Source organism: Psychrobacter sp. bablab_jr014, assembly GCF_016464015.1.
Taxonomy (GTDB): Bacteria; Pseudomonadota; Gammaproteobacteria; order Pseudomonadales; family Moraxellaceae; genus Psychrobacter.
On sequence record NZ_JACDXT010000054.1, the window covers coordinates 1 to 18,989 of the forward strand.

Annotated in this window: 14 protein-coding genes and 1 pseudogene; 8 read left to right on the plus strand and 7 right to left on the minus strand. The window is 47.1% G+C overall.

Annotated features, from left to right (window positions below):
• The first annotated feature begins 498 nt into the window (after nt 1–498).
• The 3 genes from JIE71_RS12225 to hemJ all read left to right on the plus strand — a co-directional run bounded on the left by JIE71_RS12225 (nt 499) and on the right by hemJ (nt 2,811).
• Nucleotides 499–1,005, plus strand: coding sequence for a hypothetical protein (locus JIE71_RS12225; RefSeq protein ID WP_199509002.1), 507 nt, complete (start codon nt 499–501; stop codon nt 1,003–1,005).
• Nucleotides 1,006–1,293: 288 nt separating this feature from the next.
• Entirely contained in the window at nt 1,294–2,331 is a 1,038-nt protein-coding gene (gene bioB, locus JIE71_RS12230; protein ID WP_228284689.1) for a biotin synthase BioB, read from the plus strand.
• Between the two features lie 45 nt (nt 2,332–2,376).
• The gene (gene hemJ / locus JIE71_RS12235; protein ID WP_199509004.1) at nt 2,377–2,811 is read left to right on the plus strand and encodes a protoporphyrinogen oxidase HemJ; all 435 of its coding nucleotides are present in this window, start codon (nt 2,377–2,379) and stop codon (nt 2,809–2,811) included.
• A gap of 95 nt (nt 2,812–2,906) precedes the next feature.
• Here the strand turns inward: hemJ and JIE71_RS12240 are convergent, their stop codons facing one another.
• Entirely contained in the window at nt 2,907–3,809 is a 903-nt protein-coding gene (locus JIE71_RS12240) for a hypothetical protein (RefSeq protein ID WP_199509005.1), read from the minus strand.
• A 212-nt stretch (nt 3,810–4,021) separates the two neighbouring features.
• On the opposite strand from JIE71_RS12240, the gene JIE71_RS12245 reads away from it, so the two are divergent.
• Nucleotides 4,022–5,449 carry a WG repeat-containing protein gene (locus JIE71_RS12245; RefSeq protein WP_199509006.1) on the plus strand — a complete coding sequence of 476 codons (1,428 nt, stop codon included), beginning with the start codon at nt 4,022–4,024 and terminating at the stop codon, nt 5,447–5,449.
• 6 nt (nt 5,450–5,455) lie between these two features.
• A pseudogene (locus JIE71_RS12610) lies at nt 5,456–5,536 on the plus strand (WG repeat-containing protein); the annotation flags it as partial.
• Between the two features lie 90 nt (nt 5,537–5,626).
• Here the strand turns inward: JIE71_RS12610 and JIE71_RS12255 are convergent.
• The 5 genes from JIE71_RS12255 to JIE71_RS12275 form a co-directional block, all read right to left on the minus strand.
• Nucleotides 5,627–6,127, minus strand: coding sequence for a hypothetical protein (locus JIE71_RS12255; RefSeq protein WP_199509007.1), 501 nt, complete (start codon nt 6,125–6,127; stop codon nt 5,627–5,629).
• Nucleotides 6,128–6,213: 86 nt separating this feature from the next.
• Nucleotides 6,214–6,930 carry a ribonuclease PH gene (rph, locus tag JIE71_RS12260; protein WP_199509008.1) on the minus strand — a complete coding sequence of 239 codons (717 nt, stop codon included), beginning with the start codon at nt 6,928–6,930 and terminating at the stop codon, nt 6,214–6,216.
• Between the two features lie 206 nt (nt 6,931–7,136).
• Nucleotides 7,137–8,936 (minus strand): AMP-binding protein, encoded by a 1,800-nt coding sequence (locus tag JIE71_RS12265; protein WP_416232037.1) that lies wholly within the window; start codon nt 8,934–8,936, stop codon nt 7,137–7,139.
• Between the two features lie 339 nt (nt 8,937–9,275).
• The gene (locus JIE71_RS12270) at nt 9,276–11,003 is read right to left on the minus strand and encodes an AMP-binding protein (protein WP_199509009.1); all 1,728 of its coding nucleotides are present in this window, start codon (nt 11,001–11,003) and stop codon (nt 9,276–9,278) included.
• A gap of 159 nt (nt 11,004–11,162) precedes the next feature.
• The gene (locus JIE71_RS12275; protein ID WP_199509010.1) at nt 11,163–12,890 is read right to left on the minus strand and encodes a vWA domain-containing protein; all 1,728 of its coding nucleotides are present in this window, start codon (nt 12,888–12,890) and stop codon (nt 11,163–11,165) included.
• Between the two features lie 322 nt (nt 12,891–13,212).
• On the opposite strand from JIE71_RS12275, the gene parC reads away from it, so the two are divergent.
• Complete coding sequence (gene parC / locus JIE71_RS12280) at nt 13,213–15,483, plus strand: DNA topoisomerase IV subunit A (RefSeq protein ID WP_199509011.1); 2,271 nt, start codon at nt 13,213–13,215, stop codon at nt 15,481–15,483.
• Nucleotides 15,484–15,683: 200 nt separating this feature from the next.
• Here parC and JIE71_RS12285 read toward each other — a convergent pair whose 3' ends face one another.
• Nucleotides 15,684–16,169, minus strand: a complete 486-nt coding sequence (locus JIE71_RS12285; RefSeq protein ID WP_199509012.1) for a BLUF domain-containing protein — start codon at nt 16,167–16,169, stop codon at nt 15,684–15,686.
• Between the two features lie 426 nt (nt 16,170–16,595).
• Here JIE71_RS12285 and JIE71_RS12290 point away from each other — a divergent pair, with 426 nt between their 5' ends.
• Nucleotides 16,596–17,450 (plus strand): HAD family hydrolase, encoded by an 855-nt coding sequence (locus JIE71_RS12290; RefSeq protein WP_199509013.1) that lies wholly within the window; start codon nt 16,596–16,598, stop codon nt 17,448–17,450.
• A 198-nt stretch (nt 17,451–17,648) separates the two neighbouring features.
• Nucleotides 17,649–18,761, plus strand: coding sequence for an extracellular solute-binding protein (locus tag JIE71_RS12295; RefSeq protein ID WP_228284688.1), 1,113 nt, complete (start codon nt 17,649–17,651; stop codon nt 18,759–18,761).
• The last annotated feature ends 228 nt before the right edge of the window (nt 18,762–18,989 follow it).

The following is an 18,989-nucleotide window of genomic DNA, read 5'->3' on the forward strand; positions in this document are numbered from 1 at the left end:
AAATAGGCACTGCTGATCGCTAAAATTGTTCCAGACAAGGCGCAAAGCGACGATAATGCAGATGCCTTAGCGAGATTTGTAACGCAGTATGGGGCAATTTTAGCATCAGCCCGCAGGGACAGGACTCTTTTTTGCCGCTTCGTCGTTAAATATAAACGCTTAGAATGACTAAACTTATTATTTTTAACATCGAATCGCCTAAAAAATAGTCGCTGTCAGTGCCATGGTCGAATGGTCAACACGCCCTAGCCCATAGACTGTGCTACGGTACACAGTCGTCATGCATGACCGCTTATTTGTGCCCAATAGCCAACCGATGCTTATGTATATTGTTACAAGATAGTTAATACGCTCTACGTAATTCATAAAGAGCCATACTCACTAAATGGTTTATACTAGGCGCAAAAGTAATTCGCGATAAAGCCATAAAAATGATGCCTTTAGCGTATTAACAACCGTATGACCCACACTTTATGATGATTTTTTAGGAGCGCCATTATGTTTACCATTCCTGTTTTGGATATCAAGTCTGACCCATTAGATGTATTGCTTGCCGTGGTTGGCTACCGTTTGTCGATGCTTGCGTGCAGCGACAATGAAGAAGTACAAGCGCTACTTGCCGATCGTCAAGCGACCATCGAGCTTAGCAGTGAAGAAACAGGCGTGGCGCGCTATTATGTGTTTAATAATGGTGAGTTCTCACAGCACAGCGGTCATGCCGACGAGCCGTCATTGTCTATCAAATTTAAAGACTCTATGACAGGTGTTAAGTTATTGACCAAAGGCAATATCGCAGGCTTTATGACCGCAGTACAAGAAAAAAAGCTGACCATCGAAGGGGATTACAGTCTGATGATGTGGTTTAATAAATTGGCAAAACACATCGTACCGACCGTACCAGAAGAGCTTAACCCTTATCTTCAGCGCGCTAAACCGTATGCGTACAAAGCGCAAAAGACTGCCAATCATTGGATTGGGGTCGCCAAGCACAAGATGGGCAAATAACAAACACGACTGCTATTTTGTTTATCATGAATAAAGCCGATAGTAAGGCGCTGATATCAGCGCCTTTGTTTTGGTGCACAACTGTACTTTTATACTAAAGGTTGCGGTATACTAGGATTATCGCCGCCTTTTTTATTGGTGCGTGTGAACCAAATCGCGCATTAATATGGCGCTTTTTTTACGCTTTTTGATACAAGGATTTGTATTATGGCAGGACTGCTCTCGATTACAGAACCTAGCGACAATACGCAAACCCCAACTGCTTTTGCTACCGCAAGCGATATACCTATGACACCGACGACTTATAGCCGTGAAGACATCGCCGCGCTTTTTGATTTGCCACTGATGGATTTGTTACTACGCGCTCAAACCGTACACCGCGAACATTTTGCCGCCAATGAAGTCCAAATCAGTACCTTACTGTCGATTAAGACGGGCAACTGCCCTGAGGACTGCGGCTACTGCTCTCAATCAGGCCATCACCGCGACAAAACCAAACTGCAAGCCGAAAAGCGCTTGGCGGTTGATAAAGTCATTGCCGCTGCCAAACGAGCCAAAGCCTCAGGCTCATCGCGTTTTTGTATGGGTGCAGCGTGGAAACATCCCAGCGAAAAAGATATGCCGTATGTGGTTGAGCTGATTAAAGAAGTCAAAGGCCTTGGACTTGAGACCTGCATGACCTTAGGTATGCTCAGCCCCAACCAAGCCGAGCAGCTGTCTGAGGCGGGGCTTGACTACTACAATCACAACCTTGACACCTCGCGCAGCTATTATGAACAAGTGGTCAGCACACGCACCTATGATGAGCGCCTCGATACGCTCGCGCATGTGCGTCAATCAGGCATCAATGTCTGTAGCGGCAATATCGTCGGTATGGGCGAGAGCCGCGACGACCGTATCGACTGGGTACATGAGCTGCTCAAAATGCCCAAGCCGCCTGAGTCAATTCCTGTGAATTTGCTCGTACCTATCGCGGGTACGCCACTGGGTGATAAAGTCATTGCCGAAGGCGAGCTGTCGGTACTTGAGTGGATTCGCACCATTGCGGTGACGCGTATTTGCTGCCCGAGTAGCTACGTGCGCCTTTCAGCAGGTCGTGAAAGTCTGTCCGATGCCGAGCAGGCACTCGCCTTTATGGCGGGAGCGAACTCATTCTTTTATGGGGATAAGCTATTAACCACAGGCAACGCGAGCCAATCAGGCGACCAGCGCTTGATGAGAACTTTGGGACTTACCCCCATGTACGCCAAGCCACGCGCACCAAAAGTGCTGCCCGTGGTGGATGCCATCAGTGGCCACGAGTCACAGATGGTACTTGCCGAATAACCGATGACACCAGTCGTTATGTACGGTTGATGAATAGAGACGATTATGCCAGAGTATTTTGTTTGGATTAAAGCGTGGCACATCATTGCCATGGTGTGCTGGTTTGCGGCGATTTTTTATTTGCCCCGCCTGTTTGTGTATCATGCGATGAGCGCAGACACCGTCAGTCATGACCGCTTTATTATTATGGAACGTAAGCTGTATCGCGGCATCATGACACCTGCGATGATTGCTACGTGGGTGCTGGGTCTATGGATGGTAGTACTGGGCTGGGATGTGTACAAAACCCAAGGCTGGCTGCATGCCAAGATTGCGCTCGTGGTGCTGCTCTCTGCTTATCATGGCTCGTGTGGCTATTACCGCAAAAAGCTAATGGACAATCCGCATTATAAAACGCATAAGTTTTGGCGCTGGTTTAATGAAGTGCCCGTTTTTGCGCTGATTTTCATTGTGATTTTGGTCGTCGTTAAACCGTTTTAAGCGTTAATAATCCATTTAGAAATCAAAAAATAGCCCACGCAATCGACGTGGGCTTTTTAATGCGACTTTAAAAAATCATTAAAATTTAAGCCAATTTAAGCACTGGGGCGCATGATGTTGTACACATGGCTTAAGTCATATACACGATAGCGCGCAGGCTCGTGGCGGTTTTCGCCCGCGTAGCTGAGGATTAAGGCTTGATTGGCTTCTTTATCCACCCAGCCGACAAACAGTCCGCTGTGCTCAATGTCGTTATAGCCATGATTGATATAATACAACCAATCACCGACTTGAATGTCTTCTCGGTTGGCATAAGGTCCGCCGCGATATTCGCCTTTATGCACCGTATCGCGGGTTACGCCTGCCCGATTAAATACCGCGTTTAGATAATCCCAGCAGCCACCTTTGATAATGGCGCGCTCGTTTAATGCCATCACGCGAGCGATGTTCATCACATCACGTGCGGCGCGGTTATTAACATTTTCCGCCTGACTGACGAGTGGCAAATACTCACTGTCTACATTGTCATATTGCGCGCGCGTCAATTGATTGAGCAGCGCCATTGAGGCTTGGTGTGAGATGCTTTGCGATGCAGGTTTGGGCGCGTTATAAGACATGCTATAGCTGGGCGCGCTATACGTATTGACAGTTGCGTAGGTGTCCGTGCTGGACATCTGACGACCTGATTGGTTGGAAATACGGTAGCTGGGCTGGCTGGTAGCTTTATAACTGGTAGTGCGGCGGGTGCTGGTGTAGCTGGGGCTGATGGTCTCTTGCACATTGACACTGGCTCGAGCGCTACTTGGCTGAATGCGAATGCGGTTGCTAATTCGTGCTGGCGGCACGCTGTTATTGTCTTCTTGTAAGGCTTGGTCTTGTGCTGATTTTTGCGCGATTAAAGCACTCATGCTGTCGGCTTGTGCTTGGCTGATGATACCAAAAGTTAATAAAAATAAGCTACACGACGCTGAAACCAACGATATGGGTAAACACGACATGGGCTAACTCCTTACCAATAAAATATAAGTCATCGTATAAATGGCAATCCAACATAGCAAGCTTACTTATAAACCATTTAGCTAAATGTCTGCAAGCTTTATGAAGACGTTCTAAAGTCTAAATGCATAATAAGAAAAACCGAACACTACTTTACTATTTAAATTTAGTTGCGTTATTATCCAGATAAATAATAATAAACTTAGGAAGTAGCGTGTTGTCGATTGAAAAACTGATAATTGTTTGTGTTTTTATGACGGCTTTTATGGCTCATGCTAGTGAGGAGTGCATCAAACCGCAAGTACCTAATGCGTCTCATGTGAGCTGTTTAGGCGAAGATAAATTAACGGTAGCAACGCTTGATAACACCTTATGGACTTTAGTCAACGAAAAAGGTGAGCTGTTAACAGACTATGTGTTTGACAACATTATTTATATCAATGACACACTAATAGGGGTAACTAAAGGCAATAAAGAAGGCATAATAAACAAACAAGGGGAACAGATTTTACCAACCGTTTATGATGGCATTACACTCTATGATAATCACTACTTTCGTCTACATCAAGACGGAAAGTACGGAGTGGCTGACCCTTTAGGAAATATCGTCCTACCATTAGAGTATGATGGAATCGGAAGTCTAGACAGTGACGATAACCGAAATAGGGTGATAATTTCGAAACAGCAAAAAAGAGGGCTGATTGACGAAGAAGGTAATATTATTTTACCTGCAAAATATGACCTATTATTTTGTTGTAGAGCAACAAATTATGGGAAAGTTGCTATTGGTAACCTCTACGGACTCATCAGCCTATCAGGAGCACCTTTAACTCCAGTTGAGTATCAAAGTATTGAGACCTTCTCTTATGAACCTATGATACTAAAAGCAAAAAAGCAAGGTAAATGGGGTTTAATGGACGTAAAGGGTAATGTTTTGCATCCTTTTGAATTTGACCAACTACCCAGGTTTTATCCCGATGAGGTCGGAATAGAAACATTCAAAAAGGATGGCAAGATTGGCTTTATTAATAACGAAGGTAAGATTGTATCATCGGCCAACTACGATAGCATCTCTATTTTTGACGACAAAAAATACGAATTAAAAAACGATAATCTTTACGGCCTTGCTGATACCGCGGGGCAACTTATCGTTCCAGTTGAATACGATGATATCAGTCTCGCCGATGAACAAGGTTTGAGGGTGGTTGAAAAAAACGAAAAATACGGTCTCATCAATGGTGCTGGCGAAATCCTCTTAGCAGTAGAATACGATAAATTGGGATACCCAGATGATGAATCAGGCGTTCGAACGATCAGAAAAGAAGACAAGTATGGGCTTATCGATCGTCATGGCAGCATACTGATATCCCCTGAATATGATATGCTAATTTGCTGTTATGCAAATGGTTATGGCTCTATCGCAAAAGGTAATAGTCAAGGAGTCATTGATTCGTCTGGGAAAATATATTTGTCTGATGACTATGATTATGAAGGCGTCTCACCCAACGGGCTATTATTAGTGGTACGTGATGGTCTACAAGGTCTGGCTAATAAAGAAGGACAACTCATTACTCCTATCATATATGAAGATATATCTCAATTTAGTGATGGCTTACCAGCTGTTCAAAAAGACGACAAATGAGGCTATATCAACACTGCTGGAACGCTGGTCATCAAAAACGTTTATAAGCGTGCACAAGCATTTCATGACGGTATTGCGGTTGTCAAAATAGACAGTAAAAACTGGTTCATTGATAAACAAGGTAACAAGGTTTTATCGCTACTTATGATATCCAAGTACCATGCTAGACTCTTAATGCTAAGGCGTATCCTCATCACTATTCATTTTAATATTCACATGACGCTTGCTGAGGCTTTTGCCTTCCAAAATGGCTTTGGTCGCCTCGGCTTCTTGCACGCTATCAAAGCCACTGATGTGGTATTTTCGCGTGTTGTCCTCTGCAACGATTTGCAGCTGCGCGCCATAGATGGTGACGTGATCAGTCGGCTCAAGCACGATGTGCTCACGCTTGCTGCCATCGTGTACCAGCTCGCCTGCCCGCACCCACAGTACACCGCCGCAAATACGCCCTGCATTGGCTTGCTTTTGCTTTAGGCGCTGACGGTTAAAGATAAAACAACCAATAATCAATAATGCCAGCGCGCCGATAGCCATGCGCTCAGGCAAAAAGCTCATCGCCATCGCCACGCCCACTGCCCCAATCAACAACGCCGACCCAAACCAAAACATGCCATTGTCCGCTGTCGGCGGCTGGCCTTGTAAGGTTATTTTTGCGCCATCATCGGTCAGTTTGAGCATAGCGAGTACCTGTATATCTACTGATGAATTAGGAACGCCCTTTAGAACCTGTCCCTAATTAAAACATTTGTCACAAAAGAAGCAGCTTACCATTCGAGCGCCGCTTTTTGATGTTCAATCAGCTCAGCGATACCTTTTTCTGCTAGGTCGAGCATTTTATTGGCCTCAGTGCGGCTAAAAGGTTTTTCTTCTGCCGTGCCTTGGATTTCGATGTACTCGCCGCTTTGGGTCATCACGACATTGAGGTCAGTGTCGCAGCTTGAGTCTTCTTCGTAGCACAAATCAAGATAAGCTTCGCCGTTTTTGATGCCTACAGATACCGCCGCCACCAAGCCGATTAATGGGTCGGCTTTTAGCTTTTTGCTTTTTTGTACGCTCTCAAGCGCATCAATCAAGGCGACTGCTGCGCCTGTGATGCTGGCAGTACGTGTGCCGCCATCTGCTTGCAACACGTCGCAGTCGATATAGATGGTGTTTTCACCCAATTTGCTCAAATCAATCATCGCGCGTAGGCTACGACCGATCAGGCGCTGAATCTCTTGGGTGCGTCCAGACTGCTTGCCGCGTGCCGCTTCGCGCTGGTTACGGGTGTTGGTCGCGCGTGGCAACATGCCATATTCAGCAGTAATCCAGCCTTTGCCTTTACCTTTTAGCCAGCGCGGTACGCCTGCTTCGACACTGGCCGTACACAGCACTTTGGTGTCGCCAAAGCTGACCAGTACTGAGCCTTCCGCGTGTTTGGTGTAGTGACGCTCAAAACGGATTGAACGAAGTTGATCTAGCTGACGATTATCAATACGCATAATGTTTTCCAGTACGATACTTTAAGGGTATTGGCGCAGGCCGCACCGACAGGCGCAGTATTGCAGTGTCGGTGGTGTGCTTATCGCGCTCAAAATAATGCGCGATCGAGTGCGTGCCCCGCCGCATATCGGGATATCCTAACGCGCACGCCTTGCAATAGCAAGATAAGTGCGCAGGATGCTTGGTTGGTATATAGGGCGTTAAGTTACTCTAAGCCTTCCATTTTGCGCAGCTCTTTACGCAAAATTTTACCGACGTTGGATTTTGGCAGCTCGTCAACGAACTCGACATGGCGTGGGCGTTTATAGCCCGTTAATTGCTTTTTGCCAAAATCGAGCAACTCTTGCTCTGTGACTTTACCTTTTTTGACCACAAAAATCTTTGGCTCTTCGCCGCGCTCTTCGCTTGGCACACCGATAGCGCCGCACTCTTTAACCGCAGGATGCTCGCTCATGGCTTCTTCGATTTCGTTGGGATAGACATTAAAGCCTGAAACCAAAATCATGTCTTTTTTACGATCCACGATTTTGATAAAGCCTTTGTCATTCATGATACCGATGTCGCCTGTCTTGAGATACCCTGACTTGGTAAAGGTCTCGGCGGTTTCTTTCGGGCGATTTTGGTAGCCAATCATCACCTGCGGCCCTTTGACACAAATCTCACCGCGCTCACCGAGTGCCACTTCTTTCTCGTCATTGTCAATCAAGATAACGTCGGTATCAGACGCAGGAATGCCAATCTTACCTGTAAATTCAGCGATGGTCATGGGGTTAAACGCGACCACAGGCGAGGTTTCAGACAGACCGTAACCTTCGACAATCGGTAAGCCTGTAATATCGTGCCACTTTTTGGCAACGCTTGGCAGTACCGACATGCCGCCACCAATCGAGGCTTTAAGATTAGAAAAATCAAGTTCTGCAAAGTTGTCTTTATTGACCAAACCATTAAATAAAGTGTTCACCGCAGGGATAAACGAGGGCTTATATTTGCCCATTTCTTTGATTAATCCGTCCATATCGCGCGGGTTTGGAATGAGCAGTCCCGCGTAGCCTTGGTACATGCCATACATGCCGCAGACCATGAATGAAAAGACATGATACAGCGGTAAGGCGGTCAAAATCACATCGTCCGCATGTACGTCATCTTCGAAGGCGCTTTCCATCAATGCATTGATTTGTAGCATATTGGCGACGAGGTTGCCGTGCGAGAGCATCGCGCCTTTCGCCACGCCCGTCGTGCCACCTGTATATTGCAGCAAAGCGACGTCGCTTAGGTTCAGTTGTGGGCGCTGATACTTGCTGGCAGAGACTTCGCTTAGCGCATGTTTAAAGGTGACGCTCTTAGGCAAACGGTATGAGGGAATCATCTTTTTGACATGGCGAGCGATTAAGTTAACCGCTGTGCCTTTGAGCACACCCAGCATATCACCGAGTTTACAGACGATGACGTGCTCCACCGCACCTTTGTCTTCGGCTTTTTGATAGGTTTTGGCAAAGTTTTCAACCACGAACAAGGCCTTTGCGCCACTGTCACATAATTGGTGCGACAGCTCGCGGCTGGTATACAGCGGATTGACATTCACCAATATCATGCCTGCGCGGATAATACCAAGCGCAACAATCGGATACTGCAAAATGTTGGGCATCATTACCCCAACTCTATCGCCCTGTTTTAGGCCAATCGATTGCAAATAGCTGGCAATCTGGCGACTGTATAAATCAAGCTGCTTATAGCTGATGGTCGAACCCATGCAAATATAAGCCGTCTTATTGCCATAACGGCGAAAATTGCGCTCAAACACATCCAGCAATGACGTGTCATCTTCGGGCATATCAATACTGGCTTTAATCCCATAGCGCTCATAAGCGCTCAACCACGGGCGGTCACTTGGAATCTCAGGCATGGTCGGAAATTCATTCACATTAGCAGTGTCGCCATGGGTGTGGCCAGATGCCGAGTTTTGGTCAAGTGATTGGCTGGTATGATTATTACTATGATCAGTCATGACATGTCCTAAAGGGTGAATAAAACAACAGCTTACCGTATGGTGCTGCCCACTATCGTATAAGTTAATAACGGCTTATGCATCTTGATGGGGATGCGTGCATAATAATCTTGGCCTGCACGGTATGGTAACGCTACTTAAGGTCAAAATTCATCGGTTTGCACTATAGCAGCTTTGTCTCAAAAGCGCTACGCGGCTCATCTGTCTGATAATCAACAAAAAGACCGAGCGCCGTGACCTCGCTCAGTCCTGATGGGGTCTTGTAAATCTGTATTTAGCGCAAATAATGTATTACGCTAGCTAACCACGGCGTTTGTGGTTTGGTTTGTGGCACGTACCTCATTTACTTTGCCCATCATTTAATTGACGTAAGTCTTTACGCAAAATTTTACCCACATTGGACTTTGGTAGCTCGTCAATAAACTCGACATAACGCGGACGTTTGTAATTGGTCAAAGACTCTTTAGCAAACGCAAGCACCTCTTCTTTGGTTAAGTTCGGATCGCTTTTGACCACGTAAACCTTGGGCACTTCGCCACTTTTTTCGTCTGGTACGCCGATGACGCCGCACTCTAAGATTTTTGGATACGCAGCGATGGCTTCTTCCACTTCGTTTGGATAGACATTAAAGCCTGAGACCAAAATCATGTCTTTTTTGCGATCCACGATGGTCACATAACCGTCTTCGTCCATGATACCAATGTCGCCTGTACGGAAAAAACCATCATCCGTCATCACTTCGCTGGTAGCATCATCGCGTTTCCAATAGCCCGCCATGACCTGTGGCCCGCGTACACTAATCTCACCACGCTCGCCCAGTGGTAGCTCATCGCCGTTATCATCCAAAATGGCCACATCGGTCATAGGTATAGGAATACCGATATTGCCTGTAAATTCACCACAAGCAAAAGGTACGGCGGTCGCCACAGGTGAGGTTTCAGACAAGCCATAGCCTTGGATGATGGCATTACCTGTGACTTTCTGCCATTTTTCTGCGGTAGGGCCAAGCACTGCCATACCGCCACCCATTGAGGCTTTTAATTTACTGTGGTTGAGTGAGGCAAAGCGCTCATTATTAGCAAGGGCATTAAACAAGGTATTGACCGCTGGGAAAAAGGCAGGTGGATGCGCTTCATAGGCCTTGATTAAGCTATCAAGGTCGCGCGGATTGGGCACGAGCAGGTTCACGCAGCCACGATGAATACCAAACAAAAAGCACACGGTAAAAGAGAAAATATGATACAGCGGTAAGGCGGTCATAATGATGGCTTGCTCGCCGCTATGCTCTAACTCATCAAACATACTGCCCAAAAAGCTGTTGGACTGAATCAGGTTGGCCAGTAAATTTTTGTGCGTCAGCATGGCACCTTTAGCGACGCCCGTCGTACCGCCTGTGTATTGCAATACAGCGATATCATGAATACCAATATGGCTTGGGCGCTTATAATTGCTGCTGTTCACCTCAGCCAAGGCGTCTTTAAAGCGGATACTGCCTGCCACTTTATAGTCAGGCACCAGTTTTTTGATATGGCGTACGACGGTGTTGACCATAAAGCCTTTAAGCGTGCCCATCATATCGCCCATGGCGGTGATAATGACGTGTTCAACCACATTATGCCCAATGTCTTGGTAGGTTTTGGCAAAGTTTTCGAGCACAAACAGTGCTTTGGCATCCGAGTCGCTCAGCTGATGCGCCAGCTCCTTGGTGGTGTAGAGTGGGTTGACATTGACAAGTGTCAGCCCTGCCCGCAATATGCCCATCACTGTTACGGGCTGCTGTAAGATGTTGGGCATCATGACGGCAACTTTGTCGCCTTTTTTTAGCCCCAGCGATTGTAAATAAGCGGCGACCAAACGACTGTATAAGTCCACTTCTTGAAAGGTAAGCGACACCCCCATACAGGTAAAGGCGGTTTTGTCACTGTATTTGGCAAAGCTTTTTTCGAACATATCAATCAAAGAGGTGTTGTCCGCAGGCAGCTGGATGTCGTAATCCATATCCAATGCCTGATAGGTTTTTAACCAAACTTTGTCTTCGCGCCTTACAGGTTTTTGTGTGTTTTCCATAATCGCTTACTCCTTGTAGTCGTGCCGAATCTGTGGCAAAAGTTCCTTTTGTTATGTTTTTAACATACACATTTTATGCAAGCGACTCAATGCAAAAGGCGTATCCTGGGTATAGATAAATCGCTTGCATGATGTGAGGTATTACTTTTCACATCATGATTACTGCGCACTGATTTGGCTGTCTGCTGGCGTGAGTGCCTCTGCAAGCTCGGTTAATTGCACAAACTCGCGGCGCAAACCATACGGGTCAGATAAGGTATTCAGGCTGCCTTGTGCCAAATTACCACTGTCGCGATACTGCCAATCATGCACGTACGGGCTGTTTTGCAAGCGCTGGGCAAAGCCTGCGACCGCAACACTAAAGCGCGTATCGGCGTCGCTACTATTTAAGGCGCTGGCGCGAGTGCTGTTCAGCGGCATGCTAATCAACTTAGAGCTGCTCTTTGCGCTGTCTTTATAGCGGAATTTTAAATAGCCCAACTTGTTTGCTTTGTCACTGGCAGTTTGCTTGGCATCATAGCGGCGTATCGGATACATGCCTTTTTCGCCGCGCGGGGTCAGCTCAAACAGCGCGACGACCGACTTGCCAGCGCCCAGCTCGCCTGCATCGACTTTGTCATTATTAAACTCGCTCTCATCAAGAATGCGGTTTTCGTAACCGATCAAGCGCCATTCGGACACGTAGCGCGGGTTAAACTCCATCTGCACTTTGACATCGTGCGCGACAGTGTTAAAGGTGGCGGCGCGCTCGTCACCGAGCACTTTTTTGGCTTCGGTCAGACTGTCAATATAGCTGTAGTTGCCATTCCCATTGTCCGCGATTTGCTCCATCATATAGTCGTTTAAGTTGCCGCGCCCAAAGCCGATGGTCGATAGCGAAATACCGCGGTCGCGCTGCATCTTGACCATATCAATCATGCTGTCCACATCACTGACCCCGACATTAAAATCGCCATCGGTCAGCATCAGAATACGGTTGATGCCCTTATCTTTAAAAGATGCTGCCGCTTGCTGGTACGCCAGCTTCAGCGCGTCTTCACCGTTGGTGCTGCCGCCTGCGCTCAGGCTATCAATAGCGCGTTCGATGGTGGCGGTTTTATTGCCAGCGGTTGCGGGTAACACCACCTCGGTCGAGCCTGAATAACTGACAATGCTAATCGTGTCTTCAGCGCGCAGGGTTTTTGCTAAGAGGCGCAAGCTGGATTTGGCCAGTGGCAATTTGTCATCCGTGCCCATCGAACCTGAAACGTCCACCAAAAAGACCAAGTTAGCAGGTGGCATACTCGCTCGCGCGCTGCTCACTTTATCAACCGCTTTGATGCCTACTTTTAACAACTGATTGCGCTGCCCTGCCGCGTCCCACGGCGATTCAGTCAATGCGGTGGTAACCACGAACGGCGCGCCTTTGACCTGCTGAGCATTACGAAAATCGGCGTTAAAATAGTTAACCATCTCTTCAACACGCACCGCATCTGTCGGCGGCAGATGACCCTCTTTTAGATAGCGGCGCACATTGGCATAGCTGCCCGTATCGGTGTCGATAGACAAGGTGGCGACTGGCATCTCTTCAGTACGGTGAATGGGGTTCGCCTCGGTGTCTTGGTAGTTGTCGCGGTTGGCCTCATAAATGCGTATCGGCAGCATATCCACCTGCCGCTTAGTATATATCCGTGCGGCAGGTGCGCTGCCTGAATGGATTGCTACGGCCTCAGACATGGGCTGGGCATACACCGCCTTACTCGGAATAGGTGTCGGCTGAGTGCTGCTGGTATCGACGCGCTCGCTCGGCATTTGGCTACAGCTGCTTACGGCCATACCAAGTACGCTCAGCGCAGCGATAGGTAATAGTGAATGGTTATATGACAACAATAGACGGCGCAAAATCATGACAAGATAATCCTTAAGAATACAAAGACGATGTCGATAATATAGCAATAATAAATGCACAAAAGTATATTAAAAACATCAGTTTATTGTACAAATTATCGTCAACCAACATGCCCCATTTTTTTACTACGCTTGGTCGGTTTTTTCGCACGACATTTCTTGACGTTTAGCCAAAGTGGCTGCTTTTTAATTTGCCCAAATTGCTTTACGATAGCAGTATATTTTTCTTCTTATTTAAGCGCACAAGCCAGCATGAGATGCGCTGATTTTGTCGTGCGCGTTGCTGCTTTTATTATTCATATAATTTGATAAGTGATTTGCTATGTCTGATGTGTTAGAGCCTACCACCCCCGCCCTGCCTGATGATGCGATGGACACGCGCTCCATTGCGGAATTTACTGAGCAGGCGTATTTAAACTATGCCATGTATGTCATTATGGACCGTGCGCTGCCGCACATTGTCGATGGTCTCAAGCCTGTACAGCGCCGCATCATTTATGCTATGAGCGAGCTGGGACTCAAAGCGTCTGCCAAACCCAAAAAGTCGGCGCGTACCGTCGGTGATGTATTGGGTAAATACCATCCACACGGCGACACCGCTTGCTACGAAGCCATGGTGTTAATGGCGCAGCCGTTCAGCTACCGCTATCCGCTCATCACAGGTCAAGGCAACTGGGGCAGCCCTGATGACCCCAAATCCTTTGCCGCGATGCGCTATACCGAAGCCAAAATGTCCGCCTACGCCAATACGTTGCTCGCGGAATTGGGACAAGGTACGGTCGATTGGCAAGACAACTTTGACGGCTCGATGCTAGAGCCTGTTACCTTGCCCGCCCGTCTGCCCAATATTTTATTAAACGGCACGACAGGTATCGCCGTCGGTATGGCAACCGACATTCCGCCGCATAACTTAAGCGAAGTGGTGCGCGCTGCCATTCGCCTGCTCAAAAACCCCGAACTGTCGGTCAAGCAGCTCACACAAACCTTGCCCGCGCCTGATTTGCCTACCAAAGCAGAAATCATCACGCCCAAAAAAGACTTGCAAGCCATCTATGAAAAAGGACGCGGCAGCTACAAAATGCGCGCGACCTATCATATCGACCCCAAAGAAAAAAACCTCATCATCATTGATGCGCTGCCCTATCAAGTCTCAGGCAGCAAAATCCAAGAGCAAATCGCCCGTCTTATGATGGATAAAAAACTGCCGTGGGTCACCGACATTCATGACGAGTCCGACCACGAAAACCCTTGCCGCATCGTCTTGGAGCTGCGCTCTACCCGCGTAGACGTCGCAAGGGTGATGAGTCATCTGTTCGCCAGTACCGACCTTGAGAGTAACTATCGCGTCAACCTCAATATGATTGGTCTAAATGGCAAGCCGCAGGTCAAAAACCTTAAGGACATTTTGGGCGAGTGGTTAGAGAGCCGCCGTACTGTTGTCACGCGCCGCATCCAGCATCGCCTCGATAAAATTGATAAGCGCTTGCACATCTTGGCAGGCTTACTGATTGCTTATCTCAACATTGATGATGTTATCGCCATCATTCGTGAAGAGGATGAGCCAAAGCAAGCGCTGATGAGCCGCTATGACCTATCGGACACGCAAGCTGCTGCCATCTTGGACATTCGTTTGCGTCAGCTTGCTAAGCTTGAAGAAATGGCTTTAAAATCCGAGCAAAACGAGCTACAAGCCGAACGCGACCGCCTACAAGCGCACCTTGATGACCCTGAGAGCTTGACCGCTCTGATGATTGACGAACTCACTGAGGACATGAAAACGCATGGCGACAGTCGCAACTCGCCCTTAGTTGAGCGCGGCGAAGCGCAGGCGCTCAAAGAGTCGGACTTGATTCCAAGTGAGCCGATTACCGCCATCTTGTCCAAAGCAGGCTGGATACGCGCTGCCAAAGGACACGAGGTAGACGCCTCAGGGATGAGCTATCGCTCAGGCGACAGCTATCAGGCGCAGGTGCGCGGCAAGTCCAATGAAAAAATCTATATCCTTGATAATAAAGGGCGCAGCTATAGCATCGACGCACACAGCCTCGCCTCAGCGCGTGGACAAGGCGACCCATTGACCAGCGTGTTAAAGCCGCCCTCAGGTGCAAACTTTGAACAGCTTTTGGCTGGCGACAGCGAGGCGCGTCTGGTGCTCGCAAGCAGCAGCGGCTATGGCTTTATTAATCAGCTGGGCAATCTGGACACCAACCAAAAGGCAGGCAAACAAATCCTAACGCTCGGCGATGATGCGGCTATGCTGCCTGCGCTGATGCTGCCTGATACGGCAGATAACGCGGCTGAGCTGCGTATCGCGGTGGTGACCAATGCAGGCTATCTGCTGGTATTTAACTTGGCTGATTTGCCCGAGCAAGCGCGCGGCAAAGGCAATAAAATGATTACGCTAAAAGCAGGCGAAGCCGTGATTGCCATGACCGCACTACAGCCCAATGATAGCCTTATCGTCACCGCAGGCAAGCGCCATGTGACACTCAAGCCAATGGACATCGCCAACTATCAAGGCAATCGCGGCAACCGCGGTGGACACTTGCCACGTGGCTTTCAAAACGTGACGCGCTTGGACGTGGCAGAATAAGGTTTGAAGCAATAAGATTGCAACAAACTGTAGGCTGGGCGATTCATCCAGCCTACAGTTTGGGGAAATAAAACATTATGCTATCCGTTTACACACTATTGGATTGGCAATGAATATCTAAAGCGTGTCATCAATGAGCACATAAAATTATTTAGCGGTCTTAAACTGGCTAAATGGTGACGCCCTAGTAATTACACGTCTTATTTCATATTCTCTTGAAACTTTTTGTCTTTGAATATTGCATCTAAAAAATTGGTAATTTGAGCGCTACTCATCATATAAGGGTTAAAGTCGTGCCCTGCAGATAAGTGTTTGAGCGTGTATTCTTCATCCTCGACGCTGGTCGTCAGATGTTTGATGAGGTAGCCATGCCATTGGCGTTCTGCGATTTCTTTTATTTCGATAACTTGTGGCTCAATATGCGGATAGTCACGGATGATACGTGCCCATGCTTCATTAACCGTCAGGCGGTCGCCCTGAAAATTTTGGATAAAATAGTTTTCATTGATGACTAGGGCAGAAACAATGCCTATTTCCTCAAAATACCGACGCCATAATTCCAAGTCGCGCATTAGCTCCATACCGTTATGCTCGTCATGGTGCCTAGCCAGATAGGTCAAGCTTATCAAAATATGCTCACCTTTCCTCTTGTAGGTGTTTGAAGGATAGCTCGTGTAAATGTCCATAAGAAGTCCTTTTCAACAAATAACCTAATTTAGAATACTATTGGAAATTAAAAATAATCAATAGCTTTTACAGCTTTTTAATATTGGATTAGGGCATACCCTTGTCTTAAAAGTAATGGTAAACATCAGATAAATCAAAGGCAAACAAGGAAAAACTACAGTCAATATACCTATATTCACAATACTATTGACGCTGTTTAACAAGCTTTAGCACGTTTAAGATCACTAAACGATTTCATGCGCCAACGGCTGACACGTTTTAACCTAGTTAGATGGTCTTTATTATAGATTGACCATGGTTCGTACGGCAGCGCAAAGGTTTTTATAGAAAAACCCGCCCACCCTCACAAAAGCCATAAACAAATTTGGTATAGCCTTGCTATGCTATAGCTCAGTCTCTTCGCTTTTAGAATAAAAAGGATTCTCATGCCAGCAGCTTCTACGCCCGTCGCGGCAAGCATTAACACCACCAGCACCCCTGTCCCGATACCAAAGGTTATCTTTTTTGATATCGATGACACTTTGAGTCGTGCAGGTGTCATTGCCGAGCACAACAAAGTCACCTTACAAGCGCTCGCCACCACAGACATTAAGCTTGTCATCTCAACAGGGCGCTCAAAAGCGATACTGCCCGAAGATATTCTTGAGTTGTTAGATATAGGCGTATTAGACGCCATCATTTGTATGAATGGTCAATACTGCTACGACCATCACGGCGTGATTAGCGACTATCCACTGACAGAATCGCATATCAAAGACATACAACGCCTCTGCCAAAGCAGCAATGTGACGTATAAATTTGACTCAGCGACGCACTTGGCATGGGTCAATGACAACGACATCATTCGCGAATACAACAATAAAAACATCTATTCCATCATCGATCCTGCGCATCATGAGCACAATGCGGTCTATCAATGCTCCGTGTTTTTTAATCATTCTGAAGATAAAATGCAGAGCATTGACTTTGAAAAATATGGTCTAAAGCTTGTGCCTTGGCACTATATCGGCGCAGATATTTTGCCGATTGAGGCATCAAAAGCACGCGGCATTCTCGATGTGTGTGCCTATTATGGTGTCGATGCCAAGGAGTGTATGGCATTCGGTGATGGTATGAATGATTTAGAAATGTTTGATTTGGTTGGTTTTGCAGTGGCGATGGGTGACGGTAAAGAAGAACTCAAGGCACGCGCTGATTTGGTTACGGGCACCATTGAAGAACATGGTATCCAAGCGGTCATCGCCCAGCTACCTATTGCTATGCCAGCGCTGACCTCTTAGGCGACTTTTCACTAACCGCCTAATTAACGAACTGCTTAAATGCGCCCGTTTTGCATGGCACTTGGGCGGATTTTTCATACCCTCTTTATACAATATGGTGGACATCGCTGCGCCGCCCTTTAAATTGTCCGTTATCATCGTCATAATAAACACACGCTACGGATGTTTTTTATTCATTTTGACTTTAGGAGCGCTATTTTGTCTCAATCGCCTTCGTTGCCCTCACCAACTGCCCTACTGCCCAAAGCTGCCTTGTGCGCCGCTATCACCCTTGTGATGACAGGTTGTAGTAGCAATGACAATGCCGCCGCTGATGCCCCTGCCAGCGATGTGACTTTGAACCTATACAACTGGTCAGAGTATATGCCGCAAGAGATTTTGGACGGCTTTGAGTCAGAGACAGGCATTCATGTCAACTATGTGACCTTTGATTCAAACGAAGCGATGTATGCCAAGCTCAAGCTTTTGGACGACTCAAGCCAATACGACCTTGCCGTCCCCTCGACTTATTATGTCGAAAAAATGGCCAATGAAGGCATGCTGCAAGAAATTGACAAATCCAAGCTCAGTAACTTTAACAACCTAGACACTTCGTTTATCAATACCAAAGTAGACCCTGAGAACAAATACTCGATTCCATATATGTGGGGCAGCACAGGGCTTGCCATCAATGGAGATGCGGTTGACCCAAAGCGCGTCAACAGTTGGGCGGATTTGTGGCAGCCTGAATACAAAGGGCAAGTCATGCTGACCAATGACATGCGCGAAGTTTTCGGCATGGCATTAACGACGCTTGGCTACTCTGGCAACAGTAAAAATCCTGAAGAAATCAAAGCCGCCTATGACAAGCTGACCAGTCTTATGACTAATGTCAAAACCTTTAATTCAGACGCGGCGCGTATGCCGTATATCGAAGGCGAGACCAATGTCGGTATGATTTGGAATGGTGAAGCGGTCATGGCCAATGACGAAGGCTTGACCAGCCTCGTTTATAAGTATCCCAGTGAAGGCGCAATCTTGTGGATGGACAACTTTGTCATTCCCAAAAGTGCCCAACACGCCGATGCGGCGCACCAGTTTATTGACTACATTTTGCGCCCAGAAAACGCTAAGCTGATTAGTGAGGAGATTGGCTACGCCTCACCAAACTCGGCAGCACGTGAGCTGATGCCTGATGAAGTGAAGAATAACCCTGCGATTTATCCTGATAAGGCCACCCTTGCCAAAGCAGAGTTCCAAGAGGACGTCGGTGATGACGCGCTACAGGTCTATCAGCAGTATTGGGACAAACTGAAAGCCAGTCAGAACTAAGATGGGTTAAAGCAAAAATATCTAAAAAAGAAAGCGGCGCTATTCAAGGGAGTAGCACCGCTTTTTTATTGTTCATCATTTATTTACTAGGGCGTGTCCCTATTTTAAAAATGGTGATAAAAATGAGATAAATTAAAGGCAAACAAGGAAAATAGCGCAGGTAATATCAAGATATTGGCCAGCTATTTGACACCGTTTGCCAAAGATTTAGCCATTTTTAGCCCATTT

Bases quoted from the DNA above. Each gene is read 5' to 3' on its own strand.
- JIE71_RS12225 (WP_199509002.1), top strand. From the start codon at position 499: ATGTTTACCATTCCTGTTTTGGATATCAAGTCTGACCCATTAGATGTA.
- bioB (WP_228284689.1), top strand. From the start codon at position 1,294: ATGACACCGACGACTTATAGCCGTGAAGACATCGCCGCGCTTTTTGAT.
- hemJ (WP_199509004.1), top strand. From the start codon at position 2,377: ATGCCAGAGTATTTTGTTTGGATTAAAGCGTGGCACATCATTGCCATG.
- JIE71_RS12240 (WP_199509005.1), bottom strand. From the start codon at position 3,809: ATGTCGTGTTTACCCATATCGTTGGTTTCAGCGTCGTGTAGCTTATTT.
- JIE71_RS12255 (WP_199509007.1), bottom strand. From the start codon at position 6,127: ATGCTCAAACTGACCGATGATGGCGCAAAAATAACCTTACAAGGCCAG.
- rph (WP_199509008.1), bottom strand. From the start codon at position 6,930: ATGCGTATTGATAATCGTCAGCTAGATCAACTTCGTTCAATCCGTTTT.
- JIE71_RS12265 (WP_416232037.1), bottom strand. From the start codon at position 8,936: ATGACTGATCATAGTAATAATCATACCAGCCAATCACTTGACCAAAAC.
- JIE71_RS12270 (WP_199509009.1), bottom strand. From the start codon at position 11,003: ATGGAAAACACACAAAAACCTGTAAGGCGCGAAGACAAAGTTTGGTTA.
- JIE71_RS12275 (WP_199509010.1), bottom strand. From the start codon at position 12,890: ATGATTTTGCGCCGTCTATTGTTGTCATATAACCATTCACTATTACCT.
- parC (WP_199509011.1), top strand. From the start codon at position 13,213: ATGTCTGATGTGTTAGAGCCTACCACCCCCGCCCTGCCTGATGATGCG.
- JIE71_RS12285 (WP_199509012.1), bottom strand. From the start codon at position 16,169: ATGGACATTTACACGAGCTATCCTTCAAACACCTACAAGAGGAAAGGT.
- JIE71_RS12290 (WP_199509013.1), top strand. From the start codon at position 16,596: ATGCCAGCAGCTTCTACGCCCGTCGCGGCAAGCATTAACACCACCAGC.